This is a genomic window from Microbacterium aurum (assembly GCF_016907815.1).
GTDB lineage: Bacteria > Actinomycetota > Actinomycetes > Actinomycetales > Microbacteriaceae > Microbacterium > Microbacterium aurum.
In genome coordinates this window covers 3389638-3412446 of record NZ_JAFBCQ010000001.1, presented here as the reverse complement: position 1 = coordinate 3412446, position 22809 = coordinate 3389638, and the positions used below count along the sequence as shown (strand labels likewise).

Here is a 22809-nt window from a genome sequence, read left to right as displayed (position 1 = left end):
ATCTACCGCAAGCTCCGTCCGGGCGAGCAGGTCGCCGCCGAGGCCGCCCGTGCGCTGCTCGACAACTTCTACTTCAACCCGAAGCGCTACGACCTGGCGAAGGTGGGTCGCTACAAGATCAACCAGAAGCTCGGCCTCGACAAGCCGCTGAGCGACTCGGTGCTCACCGTCGACGACATCGTCGCGACCATCAAGTACCTCGTCGCGCTGCACCGCGGTGACGCGTCGATCCCCGGTGTTCGTAACGGCGAGGCGGCGGAGATCCGCCTCGACGTCGACGACATCGACAACTTCGGCAACCGTCGCATCCGCGCCGTCGGCGAGCTCATCCAGAACCAGGTCCGCACGGGTCTGTCGCGCATGGAGCGCGTCGTCCGCGAGCGCATGACGACGCAGGACATCGAGGCGATCACGCCCCAGACCCTGATCAACGTGCGCCCTGTCGTCGCCGCGATCAAGGAGTTCTTCGGCACGTCGCAGCTGTCGCAGTTCATGGACCAGAACAACCCGCTCGCGGGTCTGACCCACAAGCGCCGCCTGTCGGCGCTCGGCCCCGGCGGCCTCAGCCGTGAGCGCGCCGGCGTCGAGGTCCGTGACGTCCACCCGTCGCACTACGGCCGCATGTGCCCGATCGAGACGCCGGAAGGCCCGAACATCGGCCTCATCGGCTCGCTCGCCTCGTTCGCGCGGATCAACGCGTTCGGCTTCATCGAGACGCCGTACCGCCGCGTGGTCGACGGCAAGGTGACCGACACGATCGACTACCTCACGGCATCCGAAGAGGTCGACTACATCGTCGCCCAGGCCGGTGCCGAGCTGAAGGCGGACGGCTCGTTCGCGACCGAGCGCGTGCTGGCCCGTCGCGGCCAGGGCGGCGAGGTCGACATGTTCCACGCCGACGAGATCGGCTACATGGACGTCTCGCCGCGCCAGATGGTGTCGGTGGGCACCTCGCTCATCCCGTTCCTCGAGCACGACGACGCGAACCGCGCCCTCATGGGTGCCAACATGCAGCGTCAGGCTGTGCCGCTGCTGCGCAGCGACTCGCCGTTCGTCGGCACGGGTATGGAGGGCTACGCCGCCATCGACGCCGGTGACGTCGTCACCGCCGACAAGGCCGGTGTCGTCATGGAGGTCTCGGCCGACGTCGTGACAGTGCAGCTCGACGAGGGCGGCACGCAGGACTACTTCCTGCGCAAGTTCGACCGCTCGAACCAGGGCAACTCCTACAACCAGCGCGTCATCGTCTCGGCGGGCGACCGGGTCGAGGTCGGCGAGGTCATCGCCGACGGCCCCGCCACCGAGAACGGCGAGCTCGCGATCGGCAAGAACCTGCTCGTCGCATTCATGACGTGGGAGGGTCACAACTTCGAGGACGCGATCATCCTCAGCCAGGATCTCGTCAAGAACGACACCCTCTCCTCGATCCACATCGAGGAGTACGAGGTGGATGCCCGTGACACCAAGCTCGGCAAGGAGGAGATCACCCGCGACCTCCCCAACGTCAGTCCGGATCTGCTGAAAGACCTCGACGAGCGCGGCATCGTCCGCATCGGTGCCGAGGTGCGTCCCGGTGACATCCTCGTCGGCAAGGTCACGCCCAAGGGTGAGACCGAACTGAGCGCCGAGGAGCGCCTGCTGCGCGCCATCTTCAACGAGAAGAGCCGCGAAGTCCGTGACACCTCGCTGAAGGTGCCCCACGGTGAGCAGGGCACGGTCATCGCCGTCAAGGAGTTCAACGCCGAGGACGGCGACGACGAGCTCGGCTCGGGCGTCAACCGCCGCGTCGTGGTCTACATCGCCCAGAAGCGCAAGATCACCGAGGGTGACAAGCTCGCCGGCCGCCACGGCAACAAGGGTGTCATCGCGAAGATCCTCCCCGTCGAGGACATGCCCTTCCTCGCGGACGGCACGCCCGTCGACATCGTGCTGAACCCGCTCGGCATCCCCGGCCGCATGAACTTCGGTCAGGTGCTCGAGACCCACCTCGGGTGGATCTCGAAGCAGGGCTGGAAGGTCGAAGGCAACCCCGAGTGGGCGGCGCACCTGCCCGAGGCGGCTCGCGAGGCCGCTCCCGGCACGAAGGTCGCCACCCCGGTGTTCGATGGTGCGCACGAGGCCGAGATCGCGGGTCTGCTCGACTCGACGCTCCCGAACCGCGACGGCGACCGCCTGATCGACTCGACCGGAAAGACGCAGCTGTTCGACGGCCGCTCCGGTGAGCCGTTCCCGGCGCCCATCTCGGTCGGCTACATGTACATCCTGAAGCTGCACCACCTCGTGGACGACAAGATCCACGCCCGCTCCACCGGCCCGTACTCGATGATCACGCAGCAGCCGCTGGGTGGTAAGGCGCAGTTCGGCGGCCAGCGCTTCGGCGAGATGGAGGTGTGGGCCCTCGAGGCCTACGGCGCCGCGTACGCGCTGCAGGAGCTCCTGACGATCAAGTCCGACGACATCGTGGGCCGCGTGAAGGTCTACGAGGCGATCGTCAAGGGCGAGAACATCCAGGAGCCCGGCATTCCCGAGTCCTTCAAGGTGCTCATGAAGGAGATGCAGTCGCTCTGCCTGAACGTCGAGGTCCTCTCGGCCGACGGCACGGCGGTCAACCTCCGCGACACGGATGACGAGGCGTTCCGCGCGGCGGAGGAGCTCGGCATCAACATCTCCACCCGGTTCGAGTCCTCGTCCATCGACGAGATCTGACCCGCGGGATTTCGATACGCGCGCTGCGCGCGCTACTCAATCACCGACGTTTTACAAGCACACAGGAGAACCAGTGCTCGAGTCCACCACTTTCGATCAGCTTCGCATCGGTCTCGCCACCGCTGACGACATCCGTCGTTGGTCCTACGGCGAGGTCAAGAAGCCCGAGACCATCAACTACCGCACCCTCAAGCCCGAGAAGGACGGTCTGTTCGGCGAGCAGATCTTCGGCCCTTCCCGCGACTGGGAGTGCGCCTGCGGCAAGTACAAGCGCGTCCGCTTCAAGGGCATCGTCTGCGAGCGCTGCGGCGTCGAGGTCACGAAGTCCTCGGTCCGTCGTGAGCGCATGGGCCACATCGAGCTCGCCGCCCCCGTCACCCACATCTGGTACTTCAAGGGCGTGCCCTCGCGCCTCGGGTACCTCCTCGACATGGCGCCGAAGGACCTCGAGAAGGTCATCTACTTCGCCGCGTACATGGTGATCTCGGTCGACGAGGAGGCGCGTCACCGCGACCTGCCGACCCACGAGGCGAACCTCCGCCTGGAGATCAAGAACCTCGCCGACCGTCGTGACGCCCGCGTCGCGACGCGCCTGGCCAAGCTGGAGGAGGAGCTCGCCGCCCTGGAGGCGGAGGGTGCCAAGGCCGACCAGCGCAAGAAGGTCAAGGATGCCGCCGAGAAGGAGATGGCGGCGATCCGCAAGAACGCGGACGACCAGGTCGCCAAGCTCGAGCGCATGTGGGACGAGTTCCGCAACCTCGCCGTCGGCCAGCTCAAGCAGGAGGACGACGTCTTCCAGGAGCTGCAGGACCGGTTCGGTCAGTACTTCGAGGCCTACATGGGCGCCGAGTCCATCCAGCGCCGCCTGCAGACGTTCGACCTGGCCGCCGAGGCCGAGTCGCTGCACCTGCAGATCGCCGAGGGCAAGGGCCAGCGCAAGATCCGCGCGATCAAGCGCCTGAAGGTCGTCAACTCCTTCCTGCAGACGGGCATGTCCCCGGCATCCATGGTCCTCGACGTCGTCCCGGTGATCCCGCCGGAGCTGCGCCCGATGGTCCAGCTCGACGGTGGCCGCTTCGCCACCAGCGACCTGAACGACCTGTACCGTCGCGTGATCAACCGCAACAACCGCCTCCGTCGCCTGATCGACCTCGGTGCCCCCGAGATCATCGTGAACAACGAGAAGCGGATGCTGCAGGAGGCCGTCGACGCCCTGTTCGACAACGGCCGCCGCGGTCGTCCCGTCACCGGCACCGGCAACCGTGCGCTGAAGTCGCTGTCCGACATGCTCAAGGGCAAGCAGGGCCGGTTCCGCCAGAACCTGCTCGGCAAGCGCGTGGACTACTCGGGCCGTTCGGTCATCATCGTCGGCCCGCAGCTGAAGCTCCACCAGTGCGGTCTGCCAAAGGCGATGGCGCTCGAGCTGTTCAAGCCGTTCGTCATCAAGCGCCTCATCGACCTCGGTCACTCGCAGAACATCAAGGCCGCCAAGCGCTCGGTCGAGCGCGCGCGTCCCGAGGTGTGGGACGTGCTCGAGGAGATCATCCGCGAGCGCCCCGTGCTGCTCAACCGCGCTCCCACGCTGCACCGCCTGGGCATCCAGGCCTTCGAGCCGCAACTCGTGGAGGGCAAGGCCATCCAGCTGCACCCGCTCGTCTGCGCGGCGTTCAACGCCGACTTCGACGGTGACCAGATGGCCGTGCACCTGCCGCTGTCCGTCGAGGCGCAGGCCGAGGCGCGCATCCTCATGCTCGCGTCGAACAACATCCTGAAGCCCTCCGACGGCCGCCCGGTCACCCTGCCCTCGCAGGACATGATCATCGGTCTGCACCACCTGACCACGGTCAAGGAGGGTGCCGCGGGCGAGGGTCGCGTGTTCGGCTCGGTCGGCGAGGCGATCCTGGCGAAGGACGAGGGCACCCTCGACCTGCAGGCCAAGGTCCGCATCCGCATCCCGGGGCTCACGTTCCTCGAGGGCGAAGCGCCCGAGGGCTACGAGCGTCACGGTCTCGTGGACGCGTCGCTCGGTCAGGCGATCTTCAACGACACCCTGCCCAAGGGCTACCCGTTCGTGCGCGAGCAGGCCGACAAGGGCAAGCTCTCGCAGATCGTCAACAAGCTCGCCGAGGAGTACCCCAAGGTGGAGGTCGCGGCATCCCTTGACCGCATCAAGGACGCCGGCTTCTACTGGGCCACCCGCTCGGGTGTGACCGTCGCGCTCAGCGACGTGCTCACCCCGCCGAACAAGGCCGAGATCATCGCCAAGTACGAGAAGCGGGCGCAGAAGGTGCAGAGCCAGTTCGAGAACGGTCTCGTGACCGACGCCGAGCGTCGTCAGGAGCAGATCAAGATCTGGACCGAGGCGACCGACGAGGTGCAGGCCGCGATGAAGGCCAACTTCCCGGCTGACAACACCATCAACCGCATGGTGAGCTCGGGCGCCCGTGGTAACTGGCTGCAGATCCGTAACATCGCCGGCATCCGAGGCCTCGTCAACAACACCAAGGGCGAGATCATGCCCCGTCCGATCATCTCCTCGTACCGCGAGGGTCTGAGCGTGGCGGAGTACTTCACGGCGACCCACGGTGCCCGTAAGGGTCTGGCCGACACGGCCCTCCGTACCGCCGACTCGGGGTACCTGACGCGTCGACTCGTCGACGTGTCGCAGGACGTCATCATCCGTGAGGACGACTGCGGCACGACGAAGGGCCTCGAGTTCACGATCGCCGCTCCGGGTGCCGACGGCGCCCTGGTGCGCGACGCGAACGTCGAGAACTCGGTGTTCGCGCGCACCCTCGCCGCCGACGTCGTCTCGCCCTCGGGCGAGGTCGTCGCCGAGGCGGGCGACGACGTGGGCGACGTGCTCATCGACAAGCTGGTGGATGCGGGGGTCGAGACCATCAAGGTCCGCTCCGTCCTCACCTGCGACTCGGCGGTCGGCGTCTGCGCGAAGTGCTACGGCCGTTCCCTCGCGACCGGCAAGCTCGTCGACATCGGCGAGGCCGTCGGCATCATCGCGGCCCAGTCGATCGGTGAGCCCGGCACGCAGCTGACGATGCGCACCTTCCACACCGGTGGTTCCGCGTCGGCCGACGACATCACGCAGGGTCTGCCCCGCGTGCAGGAGCTCTTCGAGGCCCGCACCCCGAAGGGTGCGTCGCCGATCGCCGAGGCCGACGGCCGCATCACGATCGACGAGACCGACAAGGCCAAGAAGGTCATCCTGACGCCCGACAACGGCGACGAGCCGCACGTCTACCCGGTCCTCAAGCGCGCGACGCTGCTGGTCGAGGACGGGCAGCACGTCACGGTCGGCCAGCCGATCCTCGTCGGAACGCTCGACCCCAAGGAGGTCATGCGCGTGCAGGGTGCCCGCGAGGTGCAGAAGTACCTCGTCGGCGGCGTGCAGGGCGTGTACCGCTCGCAGGGTGTGCCGATCCACGACAAGCACATCGAGGTCATCGTGCGCCAGATGCTGCGGAAGGTCACCGTCGTCGACCACGGCGAGACGTCGCTGCTGCCCGGTGAGCTGGTGGACTTCAAGCGCTACCAGCAGATCAACCGCGAGGTCGTGGCCGAGGGCAAGCGCCCCGCGTCGGGCCGCCCGGAGCTGATGGGTATCACGAAGGCGTCGCTCGCGACGGAGTCGTGGCTGTCGGCCGCGTCGTTCCAGGAGACCACCCGCGTCCTCACGCAGGCGGCCATGGAGGGCAAGAGCGACCCGCTCGTCGGCCTCAAGGAGAACGTCATCATCGGAAAGCTCATCCCCGCCGGCACCGGCCTTGCGAAGTACCGCAACGTCGTGGTCGAGGCGACGGAGGAGGCCAAGAGCGAGCGGTACCCCAACCGCATCTTCGCCTCGGACGGCGCGTACAGCGACGCCGACCTGAGCTACGTCGACTTCGACAGCTTCTCGACGGACGACTTCACGCCCGGCACCTATAACTGAGCGCAGTCCACGAAGGGCCCCAGGATCATCGCGATCCTGGGGCCCTTCGACATGCTCAGGAACCACCCTTCGACATGCTCAGGAACCACCCGCGCGGGGGCGAAACAGGTGGCGCAACACGCGGCATCCCTCGCCTCGAGGTGGTCGTTTGCGCCACCTGTTCCCGGGCGCGGGGAGACGCTCACCCGGCGAACAGCGCACAGCGAATCGCGGGCGGCGCGGCGAGGGCTCACCGGCTCACGGGCAGGCCGCGCCTAGCCTGGGAGCATGGCTCGAGTCGGTGGCAGGAACGCGTTCTTCGCGTGGGTCGTCGGCCTCGGTTGCGCCGGTGTCGTCGGCGTGCTCGCGTTCCTCGCGATCCCGATGATCCCGGCATCCGTCTCGTGGGTAGGCGGCGCCGTCGGTGGCGCGATCGATCCCGCCGCGACCTCGGGTCCCGTCGCCGCCGGTGATGAGGATGCCGTCGCCGGCCCTCCCACCGAATGCGCGCAGCTGTACGACCAGGCACTGTGGGCGACGATGCGCTTCACGAAGGGGGCCGTGCTGACGCCCTCGACCGACGCGCCCACGACCACGGCGGAGGCGCTCGTCACGGCCCTGCAGCCGCAGGTGACGCTGACCTGCTCCTGGCATTCCGAGAAGGGCGACGTTACCTCGACGCTCGCGACCGTGCCGGTGGATGCCGGCGCCATCGCCGCGGCGGCCCTCCCGGGAGCGGGGTTCACGTGCACCACCCAGGAGGAGAGCACCCGGTGCACGCGCACCGACGGCGACCTCGCCGAGACGATCGAAGCCGGCGGCGGGCTCTGGCTGTCCACGAGCGAGAACGCGTGGCATCCGACGGAGTACGTCACCCGCACGTCCGCCCGCGTCTGGGGCTGAGGGCTACGGCGTCGGCGCGGCGGTCGGCGTGGCCGTGCGCGGAACCGCCGGCCACAGATAGTCGATGATCGCGGCCGTGTACCCCTTCGGCGCGAGGTTCGTGTACTGCGTGTCCACGATGACGCCGTCGCGATAGAACAGCGTGCGCCCCTCGGTCACGCCGGGGAGCGTCGGGTGCTCCCACGTCTTCTCGCAGCGGATGCCGCCGTCGGGCTCGTAGCAGGTGTAGCCCTCGTTGCCGAGCTCATACAGGGCGTCGCGCGCCTCCCGCTCGGGCGAATAGCCGATCACCGTGACGAGCCGGGTGGCGACGGCGCCGGGCTCGCCCCACACGCATACCCGCGACGAGTCGGGGCGGATGCCGCCTCCCATGCCTTCGGCGTTGAGCGGCACGCCCTCCAGCTGGGCGAGGACGCTTCCGGTCAGGATGTCGCGGCAGCCCTGCGGCAGATCGGCAGGGAGCGGGGTGGTCGAGGTCGAGGCGCCGATCGGGAAGGGGGCGATCGTGGCCTGCGGGGCCGGCGTCGCCGAGCTCGCGGCGGAGGTGGCGGCGCCGGCATCCCCTGTCGTGGCGGCGCCGTCCGGCGCGCCCGAGCATCCGCTCAGCACGGCGATCGCGCCGACCGCACCGACCAGGAGCGCGAGGGCGAGGCGGCGCGGAGCTGTCATGCCGCCACGATAAGCGCAGCAGCGCGGATCGCCGTCGAGACACGTCGGCACGCCTCCACGTCGGCGCCGCGGCGCGGCGCTACGCTCACTGTGCGGCGGCCCGCAAGTTCGTGAGAGATCGGGTCTGTGAGACATCGGCCCCGCGTGAGGAGCACACCCCCATGAGCGACCCCAAGTACGGCGAGCCGGTCGACGAGAACGTCACGGCATCCGAGCCCACCTCGGTGGATGACGCCGTCGCGAGCGCGCACGAAGGCCTCGCCGACGCCGAGGCGGCCTCACGGGAGGTCGTCGTGGAAGAGCCCGTCGCGCCCGCGGTGGCCGCCGACGCCGATGACACGCGTGCCGCCGTGGTGGACGAGCCCGCGGTCGTCGCGGAGCCCGTGGACGCCGAGCCCGTCGTGGCCGCGCCGGCGGCCGAGCCCGTGGACGCGGAACCCGTGGCGGAGCCCGTCGTCGAGCCCGCGCCCGTCTACGGCAGCTCCTACGCCAACGACCCGGTCGATGAGACCTACACGCCCGGTGCGTACTCCACCGACCCCGCGGCCGAGACGGTCGTGGTGGCCGAGCCGGTCGTCCCCGTGGTCGCGCCCGCGCCCCAGCCGATCTTCGTCCAGGCCCCCGAGGCACCGCGCCCGCGCGGCAACCGCGGTGCGGCCGGAGCGATCGGCCTGCTGGCGGCGGTGGCCTTCGGCATCCTGTACCTCGGCGCCGCGCTGGGTCTACGCGCGATCGACGGCGACGTCACCGCGGCCAATGCCGGCACCGAGGCGCTCGCGGCGCTGCAGTCGTGGTGGTTCTGGGTTCCCGTAGTCGTCTTCTTCCTCGGCTTCTGGCTGCTGGGCGCCATCATCAACCGCGGCCGCTGGGGCCACTGGGTGATCTTCGGCCTGATCGTCGGCGTCGTCGCCTACGCCGGTCACATCCTGGGCCAGCTGTTCCAGGCGCCGTTCTGGACGCTCACCGCTCGCGAGGGCGCTGATCTCGTGCAGGGCGAGGTGCTCGCGCCGCTGTCGATCGTGGCGTTCATCCTCGGCCGTGAGTTGACGATCTGGTTCGGTGCGTGGGTCGCCGCGCGCGGCAAGCGGGTCACCGAGCTCAACAACGAAGCGCAGCGCGAGTACGAGCGCACGCTCGAGGCGGGGCCGCGGCTCCACCAGAGCTGATGACCGAGCCGCGCCGCGGAGTCTCGCCGCCGGTGGCGGTGGCCTTCGCGGCGGTCGGCTTCTTCGCCCTGCTGATCGCGGGCTTCGGGATGCTGAGCCTGCTCTCCGGAGCCGAGGTGATCGCCGTGCCCGGGCTCGGACCGCTCCCCGGCGCCATCGCCACGGGCGCCGCGACCGTCGTGTTCGCGGTGACGACGTGGATCGCGGTGCGTCGCCGGCATCCGTCATACGGCGCCGTCGTGGTCATCGTCATCGCCACCTTCCTCGCCTACCTCGCGGGTCTGGCCGTCGGAGCGGTGTTCGCCGCGACGGATGCCGCGCGCACCGCGGCCGCGATCGGCGCCTTCGCCACGTCGTGGTTCGCCCTCGTGCTCGCCGCCGCCGCCCTCGTGGCGGGCTGGGCCGGCATCGCCCTGATCCGCACGAGAGCGGGCCGCCCGCGCTGGCCGTGGGAGCAGGACGACCGCCCCTGACCGGTGCGGCCCTGGGCTCGCCCGGGTCCCGCCTGGGGCTCGCCCCGGTCTCGCCCCCGGTCTCGCCCGGGGCGTGTGCGCCGAACCCTCGTCTCCGGGCCGAACCCTCACACCCAGACGCGCCCAGGGGTGAGGGTTCGGTCCACGAGCGAGGGTTCGGCACGAGAGCACAAACGCGCGAGCGCGCGAGCGCGCGAGCGCACGAGAGCACGAGAGCACGGTGCGCCCCCGGGGGCTCGGCGGGCCGATGCGCGCGAAATCCGCGCGGAAACGCCTGCGCCCGGCGACAATGGACCCGTGGAGCGGTCGATCGAGACCCAGGTCAGCCAGGCAGTGGATGCCTGGCTGCGCTGGCTGCCGCGCTGGGAGCCGGCGACGCACCGCGGCCGCATCGCCCCCTGCCGGCGCTGCTTCGGCTCCCCGGTGCTGTCGGCCGCGGGCCTCGGCGCCGATGTCCCGCACGGCGTGCAGCACGGCCTGTCCACGCGCATCAAGACGATTGTCGACCACGCCGTCGCGGACTACACGTCCCGGAACCTTCCGATGCTGCAGGCCGAACTCGACCAGCAGGCGGCCCGTAACCGCGCGCGCAGCTACCGTCCCGCCGAGGGTCTGGACCCGGAGTTCGAGGGGCTGCCGCTGGATCCCGACCCCATCCCGGGTGCCCCGTTCCTCTTCACGCTCGGCGGTCTCGCCGAAGAGGTGGATGCCGACATCCCCGCCCTGCCGCCGCTCAGCGAAGAGGCGAAGGTCGCGCTGCGGCAGGAGGTCGCGCTCGCCGACGACTACGCCAACATGGTCGGCCGTGAGGTCTGCACCGTGCTCCTGCACCACCGGCTGCGGATCCAGGCGGCGGTGAGCCAGTACGTCGAGCCGCAGATCGCGGCGATGCTCGAAGAGCTCACGCGGTCGCTGGACGCCCCGTTCGACCCGAACGCCGACCCCGGGTTGGCCGAACCTTAGAGAACTCTCACAATCGCATTTTGTTAGCATGGCCGGGTTCTCGTCTCCACCCGCCGGGTCGATGTGAGCGAGTCCACTGGGGACACGACCAGCTGATCGGTAAGGGGTGCCATGACGCGCAGGCTCCCTTCCGCGCCGCCTCTGCTCCCCGGCCTCGACTACGTCCGGCCGCTGGGCTCGGGCGGATTCGCCGACGTCTTCCTCTACCAGCAGGACATGCCGCGGCGTGCGGTTGCGGTCAAGGTGCTGCCGGCCAACGAGCACGACCCCGATCTGCTGCGGATGTTCAACGCCGAGGCCGACGTGCTCGCGCACCTGTCGGCGCATCCGGCGATCGTGACCGTGTACCAGGCGGGCATCTCCGCCGACGGCCGCCCCTACATCGTGATGGAGTACTGCCCGGGGTCCCTCGCACAGCGCTACCGCATCGAGCGGATGCCGGTTGACGAGGTCATGGCGATCGCCGTGCGGCTGGCGGGCGCGCTCGAGTCGGCGCACCGCGCCGGGCTCATCCACCGCGACATCAAGCCCAGCAACATCCTCGTGACGAGTTTCGGCTCCGCTGTGCTCGCCGACTTCGGCATCTCCTCCTCGCTCGTGCGCAGCGCGGCGCCGGATGTGCTCGCGATGTCGATCCCGTGGAGCGCGCCGGAGGTCGTCGCCGAGCACACCGGCGGCACGGTGGCGAGCGAGGTCTGGAGCCTCGGGGCGACGGTGTACTCGCTGCTGGCGGGGCACAGCCCGTTCGAGCGCCGCGAGAAGGATCAGAACACGCGCGACCTCATGCGCCGGCGTATCGCGCGCGCCACCTACGTCCCGATCGCGCGGCCGGACGTCCCCGACGATCTGCAGCACGTGCTCGCGACCGCGATGACCCGTGACCCCGATCGCCGATTCGCCTCCGCCCGCGAGTTCGGCGAGGCGGTGCGCGCCGTGCAGCGGGCGGCTGGGCTGGCGCCGACGCCGCTGGAGGTTCCGACCGACGAGTGGATGCCGGCATCCGACGCCGTCGACTTCGCCGACACGACGGTGCGGGGACCGGTGCGCAGCCGGGTCGAGCACGACGGCCGGCGCCGCAGTGCCGGGGCGGACACCGTGCGCCGCTCGCCGACGAACGAGGACGACGAGGCCATCGCCGGCGCCTCCGGCCGGCACGTGTGGCCGTGGATCGTCGCCTCCAGCGCCGTGCTGCTGGCGCTCGCCGCGACCGCGTTCGCGATCGTCTGGACGGGATCGCACTGATGCGCCGGGGAACCGTCGCGGGTCTCAGCGCCGCCGGTGCCGTCATCGCGCTCGTCGCGGGGGTGAGCATCGCCTGGCCGGGACTGGATGCGCAGGAGACCCCGCCCCGCGACGTCACGGCGTGGGTCCTGCAGGCCGACGGACTGCGCTACGCCCGCGTGAACACGGCGATCGGCGAGCTCGACACCGTGCGCGCCGTCAGCAACCCCAGCCGCATCGTCACGGCCCCGACGGGCGCGTACATGTTCACCGACAGCGACTCGAAGGTCATCCGCATCGACGACGCCGTGCCGATCGACCTCGACACCGAGGGGCTGCGCGACGCGAGCGCCGCACCGGCGGGCACGGCCGAGACCGACAGCGTCGGCGACTACGTCGCGTACCGCACCGACGCGGGGGCGGTGTATGCCGGGCGGCTGTCGACGGGCACGCTCGCGCAGATCGATCCGCGCGCCGGCGGCGCCGAGGAGGCGGAGGCCGAGGATGCCGCGCCGTACACCTCCGACGCGATCTCCGTGACGGCCGACGGCGACGTGTTCAGCTACTCCGCCGATGCCGGCACCGTCGTGCGCGTGGACATCGCGTCGGGGCAGGTGGAGCGCTCCGACGAGGTCCAGGCCGACGCGGACGCGCTGGCGCTGACAGCGGCCGGCGACGCCTGGGTGCTGCTCGACACCGCCGCGGGGAGGTTCTGGACCGCGGACGCCGCGGGCGGCACCGGCACGGCGGGCGCCGTCGCGGTCAGCCGCGCCGTCGCCGGCGATGCCGTCTACCTCGCTGACGAGAGCGGGCTCGTGCGGCTGGACGTCGCGGACGGGACGGCCGAGCGCGTCTTCGGCGACAGCACGACCTCGCGCGGAACGCCCGCCCGTCCCGTCGTCGACGGCGAGACCGTCTCGGCGGCGTGGCTGCCCGAGGGTGCGGGCCCCGGGACCCTCTGGACCTCGACGGGCGGCGACGTCACGCTCGACTACGGCGGCCTGACGCTGCCGGCCCAGCGCCGGCCCACCTTCGTCGCGGCGGGGGACTCCCTCGTGCTCAACGACGCACGGTCGGGCTGGGTCTGGTCGGCTCCGGACGGGGCGCTGCTGCCGTCGAGTCAGAACTGGAACCTCGACGACGACGTGCAGACGGCGTCGACGACCAACGAGCAGGAACCGCCGCCGGTCATCGACCCGCGGCCGCCGGTCGCGGAGGACGACGCGTTCGGCGTGCGGCCGGGCGAGCTCGTGTCCCTTCCCGTGCTGCTGAACGACCACGATCCCAATGAGGACGTGCTCGCGGTGGACCCGGCATCCGTCACGGGGCTCGACCCCGCGTTCGGGGTCGTGACGACCACCGATGACCGACAGCGTCTGGCGGTGCGGGTGGCGCCGGATGCCGCAGGCATCGCGAGCTTCTCCTACGCCGTGACCGACGGCACCAGTCCGGACGGGCTGATGTCGCAGCCGGCGACCGTGACGCTGCGGGTGGTGGGCGAAGGCGAAAACTCCGCTCCGGTGTGGTGCGGTGTGGACGGTTGCCAGCAGGACTGGCCCTCGCCCGAGGTGGCGCCCGGCGGCACGATCAGCCTGCCGGTGCTGGGCGACTGGGTCGACCCCGAGGGCGACCCCGTGCTCCTGCTGTCGGCGACCGACGACTCGGGGCTCGGCCAGGTCGCGACGACGCCGCAGGGCGACGTCGTCTTCCAGCACAACGACACCGGCGCCGCCGACGAGCAGTCCGCCGCGGTGACGCTGACGGTCGCCGACGCGCGCGGGGCGACGACGACGAAGCAGCTCGTCGTGCGGGTGCGCGGCGACGCGCAGCCGGTCGTGCAGTCCTTCGCCGTCACCGGCGTCGCCGACTCCCGTGTCACGGTGGACGTCGCGCCCCACGTCACCGGGACGGCGGGCGATCTCGCGCTGACGGCGGCGCGCGTGCTCGACGACGCCGCCGCGTCGGCGACGGTGGTCGGCGGCTCGACGCAGTTCGACTTCGCCGCCTCCGCGCCCGGCACGTACCGCGTCACCGTCACCGTCTCCGGCGGCGGTCACGACGCGACGGGCACCGTGCGCATCACGCTGCTCGCCCCCGACGCCCCCGCGGATCTGTCGACAGCCCCGGTCGTCGCCTTCGTCCGGCCGCAGGCCGACGCGACCGTCGACGTCTTCGCGGCCGTCTCCAACCCCAACGGCCGGGTGCTGCTGCTCAGCGACGTCGTCGTGCATCCCGCCTCCGGCTCGTCGCTGGCGGCGGATGCCGTGGGGCAGAGCCAGCTGCGGGTGTCGGGATCCACGGCGTCGGGACAGTCCGGCCCGCTCGGCACCGTGTCGTACCGCGTGAGCGATGGCACCGCCGACGAGGGCTCGCAGGTGGAGGGGCAGGCGACGGTGTACCTGCTGCCGCCGGCCGCCGAGGCGGCGCCCATCGCGGTGGACGACTCCGTGATCGTCCGCGCCGGCGCGCAGGTCGACATCCCCGTGCTCGCCAACGACGTCGCCGCGCCCGGCACCCGCCCGCGGCTGGACGCGGAGTCGATCGAGTCCTCCTCCACCGACGCGCTCGCCTTCGCCTCCGGCGACCTCCTGCGCTACCTCGCCCCCGACCAGCCGGGCGAGTACACCGTCGGGTATCGGGCGTTCACGACCGGCGCGCCCGCGCTCGGCGACATCGCGACGGTGCGCGTGCGAGTGGTCGCCGACGACACGAACCGCGAGCCGCTGCCCACGCGGCTGTCCGGCCGGGTGCTCAGCGGGCTGTCGACGACGATTCCCTTCGACGGCTTCGGGATGGACCCCGACGGCGACGTCGTGCGGCTCGACCGGATCGTGACGCAGCCCACGCACGGCTCGGCGGTGATCTCCGCCGACGGCACCTCGATCGTCTACACGAGCCTCGCCGGCACGAACGGGCAGGATTCCTTCACCTACCGCGTCGTCGATCCGCAGGGCGCGACCGGCACCGGCACGGTGCGCATCGGGGTGCTGAGCGGCGACGCCGATCCGGCCCCGGTCACCTACACCGACTACGTCCACGTGCAGGGGGGCGCCGACAGCGTCATCCGGGTGCACCCCCTGGCCAACGACCTCGACCCGATGCAGGGGGCGCTGACGCTCGTCGCGGTGCGCCCCGATGTCCCCGAGCTCGCCCTCGACGGCACGCCCACCCCGGAGTTCACGCGGCTGAACGACCTCATCGAGTCGATCACCGACGACACGGTCACGATCGCCGCGGGTACCGAGCCCGGCACGATGTCGTTCCTGTACGACGTGGAGTCGACCTCCGGCAACACCGCGCGGGGCCTGCTCGTCGTGAAGGTCGTGAGCCAGCGCGTGCCGGACTACCCGGTCGTGGAGGACACCGTGCTCACGGTGGAGAACCGCGACGACCTCGCCGACGGCATCGACGTGCTGCGCGGCAAGGTGCTGTGGTCGGGAGGGGATGCCGCGGAGCTCACCCTCGGGCTGTGGGGTGCGCCGGCGGGCATCGTCGCCGACGGCGCGCGCCTGCGCGGCCGCGTCGACGACAAGGCCCACCTGATCCCGTTCTCCGTCACGGGGGAGACCGCCGGCGGAACCGTGACCACGTACGCGTTCCTGCGGATCCCTGCCGCCTCCGAAGTGTCTCTCGCGCTGCGCCCGGGCATCGCGCCGCTGACCGTCGGCGAGGACGCGCAGGCAGAGGCGGACCTCGCGACGATGGTGGCGACGCCGCGCGGGGCGACGCTCGAGGTCGGCGGCGACGACGGTGCCGCGGTGCGCGCCGCGGGCGCGCGCGAGGCGGCCACCTGCACGCTCGTGAGCGGGACGACCATCCGGTACACGGCCGGAGCGGGCGCGCCGTGGTCCGACGCCTGCCTCGTGCCGGTGCGACTGGCGGGCCAGACGAACTGGACAGTGCTCTCGGTTCCGGTCGTCGTCACCCCGATCGACCCGCAGCCGACGCTCGCGCCCGCCTCCCTCGAGGTCGCCCCCGGCGAGACCCACGTGTTCGACCTCGGGTCGATGACGACGTGGCAGGGGCGCCCGGAGGCGATCGAGTACCGGGTCGCCGACACCGCGGCATCGTTCGACGTCACCCTCGCCGGCACCCAGCTGACGGTCCGGGGCCGGGACGACGCCGCGCCGGGCACGGTCGAGGGCGTCGTCGTCGAGGTGACCAGCCACCCCGGCGTCACCCCCGCGCGCATCGCGCTGCGGGTGGGCGCCGCCCCCTCGACCCTGCCTCAGGGCGGCTCGGTGCAGCAGCAGTGCAGCCAGGCCTCAGGCAGGTCATGCTCGATCGAGGTCGTGGGCGCCTCCGGCGAGGTCAACCCGCTGCCGAGCACTCCGCTGCAGGTGGTCGCCGTCGCCCCCGCGGGCGCGTGCACCGGCGTGACGTTCTCGGTCGCGTCGGCGACCCGCATCACGGCGAGCTGGAGCGATGACGCGCCAGGTGCGACCTGCACCGCGACCTTCACGGTCCGCGACGCGCAGGGCCGGCAGAGCGCCGCGGCGCGCGACGGCCGCCTGCTGCTCGACCTGCAGGGGTTCCCGCAGGCGCCCGCGAGCATCGCGCAGTCCGGCTACGCCGACGGCAGTGTGACGCTGCGGGTGGACCCCGGCCCCGCCCAGGCCGCCTACCCCGCCCTCACCGGGTTCGAGGTGCGCCAGGGTGGTCAGAAGGTCGCGACCTGCAGCCCGCAGGGCACGTGCCCCGCCATCGCCGCGCCCAACGGCGAGCAGCGCGTCTACGAGGTGGTCGCCGCGAACGCGGTGGGCTTCTCACGGGCCGCGGTGCGCACCACGGCGTGGGCGTACGACCCGCCGGCCGCGCCCACCGACGCGAGCGCAACGCCCGTCGTGGCCGGTCCCGAGGGCGGGGTCGCGTCGCTGACGATCCGAGGGGTGGATGCCGCCGACACCGGTGCGCTGCAGATCAGCAGCCCGGCGGGGGAGACCCAGACGATCGCGGTGGATCCGCGTCAGACGCAGGTGTCGGTGGCGTCGTTTCGGGTCGGGGCGAACACCGACACCCCGGTGACGGTGACGCCGCTGTCGCGCTACGCCGTGCCCCCGGGCCTGCCCGGACCCGCGCCGGGGTCGATGGTCGTCCTCGCACACGGCATCGGCGCACCCACCTCGCCCGCGCTCACGCTGTCGGCGGTCAACGTCGGCCGCGGCAAGGTCGACGTGACGGCGACCGGCGCCGCCACTCCCGGCGGCGACGGGGCGACGGTCCGGTACGGCATCGTGCAGGACGGGCAGACCTGCCGCACGTCGCCGAACGGGTCCCCCGAGGTCTTCCGCGGCCTCGACGACGGGCGCCTCTACACGTTCGTGCTGTGCGCGGAGTCGTGGTTCGACGGGCGTTCGTTCGGCAGTACCACCACGACCGCCGAGGTCCGGGCCGTCCAGAGCGGAGCGGCGCCGACCGGGTACACGTTCGTCGTCGGGCCGACCGCGCACGTCGACGGCAACCGCGCGACGTGGACGATCGACCAGCAGCCGACCTCGCGCGAGACGGTCCCCAACGAGAACGTCGTCGCCTTCAGCGGCTGGCCCGGCAGCACCGTCTTCGACGCCGATCCGCGCATCCAGGTGCGCTACGAGCACACCTCCGGCTGGTGGCAGTCCGCCTGGGGCACCGTCAGCCCTGCCGCCGGCAGCGCGCCCTACCAGGTGCAGGCCAGCTGGGGTCTCGGCGCCTGCACCGGCGGCAGCGAACTCGCCCGCACGTCGAGTTCCACCGGATCGCTGGCCGCCATCACCTTCGACACGAGTCGCATCAGCTATCTCGACGAGAACGGCGCGACCCTGCCGACCGGCGAGAACCCCTGGCTCGTCCCCGACGCCGCGGTGCAGGTCACCGGCATCCGCGTCGAGGTCGACTGGTCGCGCCAGGGCTGGCGCCTGGACGACGCCACCGCACAGTTGTCCGCCCGCTGCACCCCTTCCCCCCAGGAGAGCACCCCATGACGATCACGACCGAGCAGGCGACCTGGTTCGCCCAGACGTTCTCCCAGCTGGCCGACAACGTCGAGCGCGCCGTCCTCGGCAAGCGTCACGTCGTCGAGCTCGTCCTCACGGCGATGCTGAGCGAGGGGCACGTCCTCATCGAGGACGTGCCGGGCACCGGGAAGACCTCGCTGGCGCGCGCCGTCGCGCAGTCGGTGCAGGGCACGACGACCCGCATCCAGTTCACACCGGACCTCCTCCCCGGCGACATCACCGGCATCACGGTCTACGACCAGAAGACCGGCGCGTTCGAGTTCCACGCCGGGCCGATCTTCGCCAACATCGTCCTCGCCGACGAGATCAACCGCGCGAGCCCGAAGACGCAGGCCGCGCTGCTGGAGGTCATGGAGGAGGGGCGTGTCACGATCGACGGCGTCACCCGCGACGTCGGGCGGCCCTTCCTCGTGCTGGCGACGCAGAATCCGGTCGAGCAGGCGGGCACCTACCGGCTGCCGGAGGCGCAGCTGGACCGCTTCCTGCTGCGCACCTCCCTCGGCTACCCCGACCACGCCGCCACAGTGCGGATCCTCGATCAGGCCGCCGTCGCGACCGCCGAACTGGCGCCGGTGATCACCCCCGGCGCCCTCGCCGGCATGGCCGAGCTCGCCGCCGACGTCTACGTCGACGCGCTCGTGCTCGACTACATCGCCCGTCTCGTCGACGGCACACGTTCGGCCGACGAGGTGCGCCTCGGCGTCAGCATCCGCGGTGCCCTCGCCCTGACCCGCGCCTCGCGTGCATCGGCCGCCGCCCACGGCCGCACCTACGTCACCCCCGACGACGTCAAGCGGCTCGCGGTGGCGGTCCTCGCCCACCGGCTCATCCTGCACCCCGAGGCCGAGTTCGACGGGGTCACCCAGGAAGCCGTCATCGGCCAGGTGCTGCTCGACGTGCCGCCGCCCACCCGCCGGGAGAGCGTGTGACCCTCGGCGACACCCGACTGACCCGCACCGCGGCGGGGGGACTGACCGGCGAGCGGACCGAGGTCACCTCGCAGCGCTCCCGCGCCCTCGTCGGCGCCGCCGTGCGGGCCTCGCGCGCGTGGACGGCGACGCGCGCCGGGCTGCGCGCGTTCGCCGCCTGGTGCCGCGCGACGATCCGCCCGGCCGGTGCGCTCGTGCTGGCCGCCGCGACGGCGGGACTCGCGGCCGGGGTGGTGTTCGGCTGGGTCGAGGCGCTCGTCGCCGGTGCCGCCGCGCTGGTGCTGCTGCTGCTCAGCATCCCGTTCCTCTTCCACGCCCGCGCGTACGACGTCGGCCTCGCCCTCGGGCACGAGCGCGTCGTCGCCGGCTCGCCCGCCGTCGCGACCGTGACCGTCCGCAACACCGGCACGCGCATCGCCCTGCCGGGCCGCATCGACGTCGCCGTCGGCGCGGGGCTCGTGGAGTTCGGCGTGCCGATGCTCCGGCCCGGGGCGTCATCGGAGCAGACCCTCGAGCTGCCCCCGCAGCGGCGCGGCATCGTCCGGATCGGCCCGGCCACCACGGTGCGCTCCGACCCGCTCGGGATGCTGCGGCGCGAGCACGCCTTCGACGACGTGCACGACCTCTACGTCCACCCCCGCACGACCGTGGTGCCCTCCTCGAGCGCCGGTCTCATCCGCGACCTCGACGGCAGTCCCACCCGGCGCCTGGTGGATGCGGACATGTCCTTCCACGCGATCCGTGAATACGCCCCGGGCGACTCGCGCCGGCAGATCCACTGGAAGTCGACGGCGAAGACCGGCCAGCTCATGGTGCGCCAGTACGAGGAGTCCCGGCGCTCGCGGATGGCCGTCGTCCTGGGGCTCGCGGAGGCGGAGTACGCCTCCGCCGACGAGTTCGAGCTCGCCGTCAGCGCCGCCGCTTCCCTGACGCTCCGCGCCGTGCACGACGCGCGCGATCTCGACATCGTCGTCGGTGCCGAGATCCCGCGCGTCGTCCGCGGCCGACTGCGGGCGATCCGGCACATTCCGGCGACCGCGCCGCGCGTCGTGCTCGACGGGTTCAGCGGCGTCGACCGGCTCGCCAACACGATGGCCTTCGCGGACGTCTGCCGCCTGGCGGCGGAGGCGAACGAGCGGCTCTCGATCGCCGTCATGGTCACCGGGTCGCACGTCGGTCTCGCGGCGCTGCGTCAGGCGGCGCTGGCGTTCCCGGCGGATGCCGCGGTCATCGCCGTCGTCTGCGACGAGCGCGCCCACCCGCGCACGCAGGTCGCGGGCGCGCTGACGGTCGTCACGATCGGGACGCTGGACGACCTCGCCGGGCTGCTGCTGCGGGGGGTGACCTCGTGAAGGTCCTCGCCGGCGCGATCTACGTCGCCGTCGCGGTGGTGCTGGCGGCCGTCGCGGCCTGGCCGATCTACCGGTCGCTCTCGTTCGTGGTGCTCGTCGCCGCGGCATCCCTCATCGGCGCCGGGATCGCCGTGCTCGTGCGGTGGCGACGGTGGAACGGGTGGGCGGCGGCCGAGCTCGTCACGGCGGCTGTGCTGCTCGTCGGCGTCCCGCTCGCGGTGCCGTCCCGCGTCGGCCCGCCCGACCAGCTGCTGCACGGGCTCGGGGAGCTGATCGCCGGTGCGCTGTTCGGCTGGAAGGACCTCCTGACGGTCGACCTGCCGGTCGGCTCGTACCGCAACCTGCTGGTGCCGGCGCTGATCGTCTTCCTCGTGGGGACCGCGTCCGCACTGCTGCTCGCGTGGCGCACCGACACGCTCGGGGTGCTCGCGGTCGCTGTGGGGGTGGGGATGTCGGGGTTCGGGCTGCTGTTCGGGCGCACCGAGGTGAGCGCCCCGCTGACCGTCGGCCCGCTGACCCTCGCGGCCCCCGTCGAGACCGCCGTCGGCATCGGATCGCTCCTCGCCGGCGTGCTGTGGCTGGCCTGGCGCAGCCGCGACGAGCGCGTGCGGGCGCTCCGGCGTGCCACCGCCCGCAGCGGCGTGCACGTGCTGCGGCCGGCGGCGGACGCGCGTCGCGCGGCGCTGGGGGCGGGCATGGTCGTGGTCGCGGCGGCGGCGGCCCTCGCCGTGCCGGCGACCGCGGCATCCGGCGAACGCGTCGTGCTCCGCGAGGCGACCGGCCCCCGCGTCGAGCTGTCGCGGGCGGTGAGCCCGCTGGCCTCGTACCGCGCCCTGTTCGCCGACGGTGAGATCGACCAGGTGCTCTACAGCGTGACCGGCGACGCGGCGCCCGAGCGGGTGCGCCTCGCGGTGCTCGACCGCTACGACGGCGCCGTCTTCCGCACCGACTCTTCCGCCGCCGGCGCGCCGTTCGTGAGGCTCGCCTCGGCGCGGGATGCCGGCCCCGGCACTCCCGTCGACGCCGACGTCGTCATCGACGCGCTGGGCGCGTCCGGCGAGGCCGGGCTCGCGGGACTGTGGATGCCGTCTGCCGGCGTCGTCGGATCGGTGACCTTCGAGGGCGCCCGCGCCGCCGCGCTCGCCGACGGGTTCTACGTCAGCGACGACCTCTCCGCCGCCGTGCAGACCGCAGGCTGGACCCCCGGTGACACCTACCGGCTGCAGGCCGCCGTTCCCGAGGCGCCGGCGCTCGCCGAGGCAGCCGCTCCCGGCGGTCAGGGCAGTCTCGGCGGCACCGGCGGCGAGGACGCGGTCGCGGCGCCGGCGAGCCTGCGCACCTGGGTGCAGACGCACACCTCGGGCACCGGCGGTGCCGCGCTCGAGGGCCTCGTGACGCTGCTGCGCGACCGCGGTTACCTCAGCCATGCCCTCACCGAGCCCGCCGAGGGCGCCGCCTGGATGAGCGCGCTGGGGGCGTACGAGTTCGCGCCCAGCGCATCGGGGCACTCCCTCGCGCGCATCGACGCGATGTTCACCGCTCTCCTCGAGCGCGAGGCCGATCCGCGCGCGGCGGCGTCGGACAACTACGTCGCCGCCGTCGGCGACGACGAGCAGTTCGCCGTCGCCACGGCGCTCATCGCGCGCGAGCTCGGCTTCCCCTCGCGGGTCGTCGTCGGCACGCGGCTCACCTCCGACGATCCGGATGCCGCGGTCTGCGCCGCCGGCGTGTGTCACGCCGGCGACGTGTCGGCGTGGGTCGAGGTGCGCGCGTCCACGGGCGACTGGATCCCCGTCGACGTCACCCCGCAGCACGCCCAGGCGCCCAGCCGCGAGCTCACCGAGCAGCCGGATCCCACGATCGGCACCGCGGTGCGGCCCAACGGCGTCGACGAGGTGCAGCCGCCGCGCCCCGCGCAGGAGGACTCCGCCGCGCCCGTTGAGCGCGACGAGGCCGTGGACCTGGAGTGGGTGTGGGCGACGCTGCGGATCAGCGGGATCGTCCTGGGCGTGGCTATTGTGGTGCTCGGGCCCTTCCTGCTCGTCGTGGGCGCCAAGGCGCTCCGCCGCCGGGGGCGCCGCCGCGCCGCCGCGCCCGCCGCCCGCATCGCCGGCGGGTGGGACGAGTTCCTCGACGCGGCCGCCGATGCCGGGAGGACCCCGCCCGCCGCCGCCACCCGCACCGAGGTCGCCGCGGCGCTGGCCACCCCGTCATCCGGCGCCCTCGCGGTCGCCGCCGACGCCGCCGTCTTCTCGGCGGCGGGAGCCACCGACGACGAGGCAGCCGAGTTCTGGCGGATCGTCGACGCCGAACGCGCCGGTTTCGCGCCGACGGGCTGGCGGCGGCTGCGCGCAGCCGTATCGTTGAGATCGTTCGTCCCGGCGTCGCTGGTGCCGGCGGCTCTGCGCCGCACCCTCCGGCGTCGGCGGTCCACGAGCTCGAGGCTGACCCATACCGAGAGGGGGAGTCGCGCGGCATCCACCTCGCGGCGCACCGCATGAACGCA

The 22809-nt window shown here is 72.1% G+C and carries 12 protein-coding genes; 11 read left to right on the top strand and 1 reads right to left on the bottom strand.

What is annotated here, in order from left to right:
* The 3 genes from rpoB to JOD60_RS16540 form a co-directional block, all read left to right on the top strand.
* The coding region (gene rpoB, locus JOD60_RS16550) for a DNA-directed RNA polymerase subunit beta (protein ID WP_204981592.1) at positions 1-2706 on the top strand (2706 nt) is incomplete at its 5' end.
* A gap of 73 nt (positions 2707-2779) precedes the next feature.
* Positions 2780-6655 (top strand): DNA-directed RNA polymerase subunit beta', encoded by a 3876-nt coding sequence (gene rpoC, locus JOD60_RS16545; RefSeq protein ID WP_076691677.1) that lies wholly within the window; start codon positions 2780-2782, stop codon positions 6653-6655.
* Between the two features lie 267 nt (positions 6656-6922).
* Entirely contained in the window at positions 6923-7537 is a 615-nt protein-coding gene (locus JOD60_RS16540) for a hypothetical protein (protein WP_076691676.1), read from the top strand.
* A 3-nt stretch (positions 7538-7540) separates the two neighbouring features.
* Here the strand turns inward: JOD60_RS16540 and JOD60_RS16535 are convergent, their stop codons facing one another.
* Positions 7541-8206, bottom strand: a complete 666-nt coding sequence (locus JOD60_RS16535; RefSeq protein ID WP_076691675.1) for a hypothetical protein — start codon at positions 8204-8206, stop codon at positions 7541-7543.
* Positions 8207-8367: 161 nt separating this feature from the next.
* Between JOD60_RS16535 and JOD60_RS16530 the strand changes: the two genes are divergently transcribed.
* The 8 genes from JOD60_RS16530 to JOD60_RS17070 all read left to right on the top strand — a co-directional run bounded on the left by JOD60_RS16530 (position 8368) and on the right by JOD60_RS17070 (position 22804).
* Positions 8368-9372: an ABC transporter gene (locus JOD60_RS16530; protein ID WP_076691674.1), complete on the top strand. Its 1005-nt coding sequence runs from the start codon at positions 8368-8370 to the stop codon at positions 9370-9372.
* Positions 9372-9845, top strand: a complete 474-nt coding sequence (locus tag JOD60_RS16525; protein ID WP_076691673.1) for a DUF6121 family protein — start codon at positions 9372-9374, stop codon at positions 9843-9845. Before JOD60_RS16530 ends, JOD60_RS16525 begins: the two co-directional genes overlap by 1 nt.
* Positions 9846-10142: 297 nt before the next feature.
* Positions 10143-10808 carry a spermidine/putrescine ABC transporter substrate-binding protein gene (locus JOD60_RS16520; protein WP_076691672.1) on the top strand — a complete coding sequence of 222 codons (666 nt, stop codon included), beginning with the start codon at positions 10143-10145 and terminating at the stop codon, positions 10806-10808.
* Between the two features lie 111 nt (positions 10809-10919).
* Positions 10920-12050 (top strand): serine/threonine-protein kinase, encoded by a 1131-nt coding sequence (locus JOD60_RS16515; protein ID WP_076691671.1) that lies wholly within the window; start codon positions 10920-10922, stop codon positions 12048-12050.
* Positions 12050-17989 carry an Ig-like domain-containing protein gene (locus JOD60_RS16510; protein WP_076692266.1) on the top strand — a complete coding sequence of 1980 codons (5940 nt, stop codon included), beginning with the start codon at positions 12050-12052 and terminating at the stop codon, positions 17987-17989. The genes JOD60_RS16515 and JOD60_RS16510 overlap by 1 nt, the downstream gene beginning before the upstream one ends.
* Positions 17986-18951 (top strand): AAA family ATPase, encoded by a 966-nt coding sequence (locus tag JOD60_RS16505; protein WP_076691670.1) that lies wholly within the window; start codon positions 17986-17988, stop codon positions 18949-18951. Before JOD60_RS16510 ends, JOD60_RS16505 begins: the two co-directional genes overlap by 4 nt.
* A complete protein-coding gene (locus JOD60_RS16500) occupies positions 18948-20303 on the top strand; it encodes a DUF58 domain-containing protein (protein ID WP_076691669.1) in 1356 nt (451 codons plus the stop codon). Before JOD60_RS16505 ends, JOD60_RS16500 begins: the two co-directional genes overlap by 4 nt.
* Positions 20300-22804: a transglutaminase domain-containing protein gene (locus JOD60_RS17070; RefSeq protein WP_076691668.1), complete on the top strand. Its 2505-nt coding sequence runs from the start codon at positions 20300-20302 to the stop codon at positions 22802-22804. Before JOD60_RS16500 ends, JOD60_RS17070 begins: the two co-directional genes overlap by 4 nt.
* The last annotated feature ends 5 nt before the right edge of the window (positions 22805-22809 follow it).

Bases quoted from the DNA above. Each gene is read 5' to 3' on its own strand.
- JOD60_RS16510 (WP_076692266.1), top strand. From the start codon at position 12,050: ATGCGCCGGGGAACCGTCGCGGGTCTCAGCGCCGCCGGTGCCGTCATC.
- JOD60_RS16505 (WP_076691670.1), top strand. From the start codon at position 17,986: ATGACGATCACGACCGAGCAGGCGACCTGGTTCGCCCAGACGTTCTCC.
- JOD60_RS16535 (WP_076691675.1), bottom strand. From the start codon at position 8,206: ATGACAGCTCCGCGCCGCCTCGCCCTCGCGCTCCTGGTCGGTGCGGTC.
- JOD60_RS16515 (WP_076691671.1), top strand. From the start codon at position 10,920: ATGACGCGCAGGCTCCCTTCCGCGCCGCCTCTGCTCCCCGGCCTCGAC.
- JOD60_RS16530 (WP_076691674.1), top strand. From the start codon at position 8,368: ATGAGCGACCCCAAGTACGGCGAGCCGGTCGACGAGAACGTCACGGCA.
- JOD60_RS16525 (WP_076691673.1), top strand. From the start codon at position 9,372: ATGACCGAGCCGCGCCGCGGAGTCTCGCCGCCGGTGGCGGTGGCCTTC.
- JOD60_RS16540 (WP_076691676.1), top strand. From the start codon at position 6,923: ATGGCTCGAGTCGGTGGCAGGAACGCGTTCTTCGCGTGGGTCGTCGGC.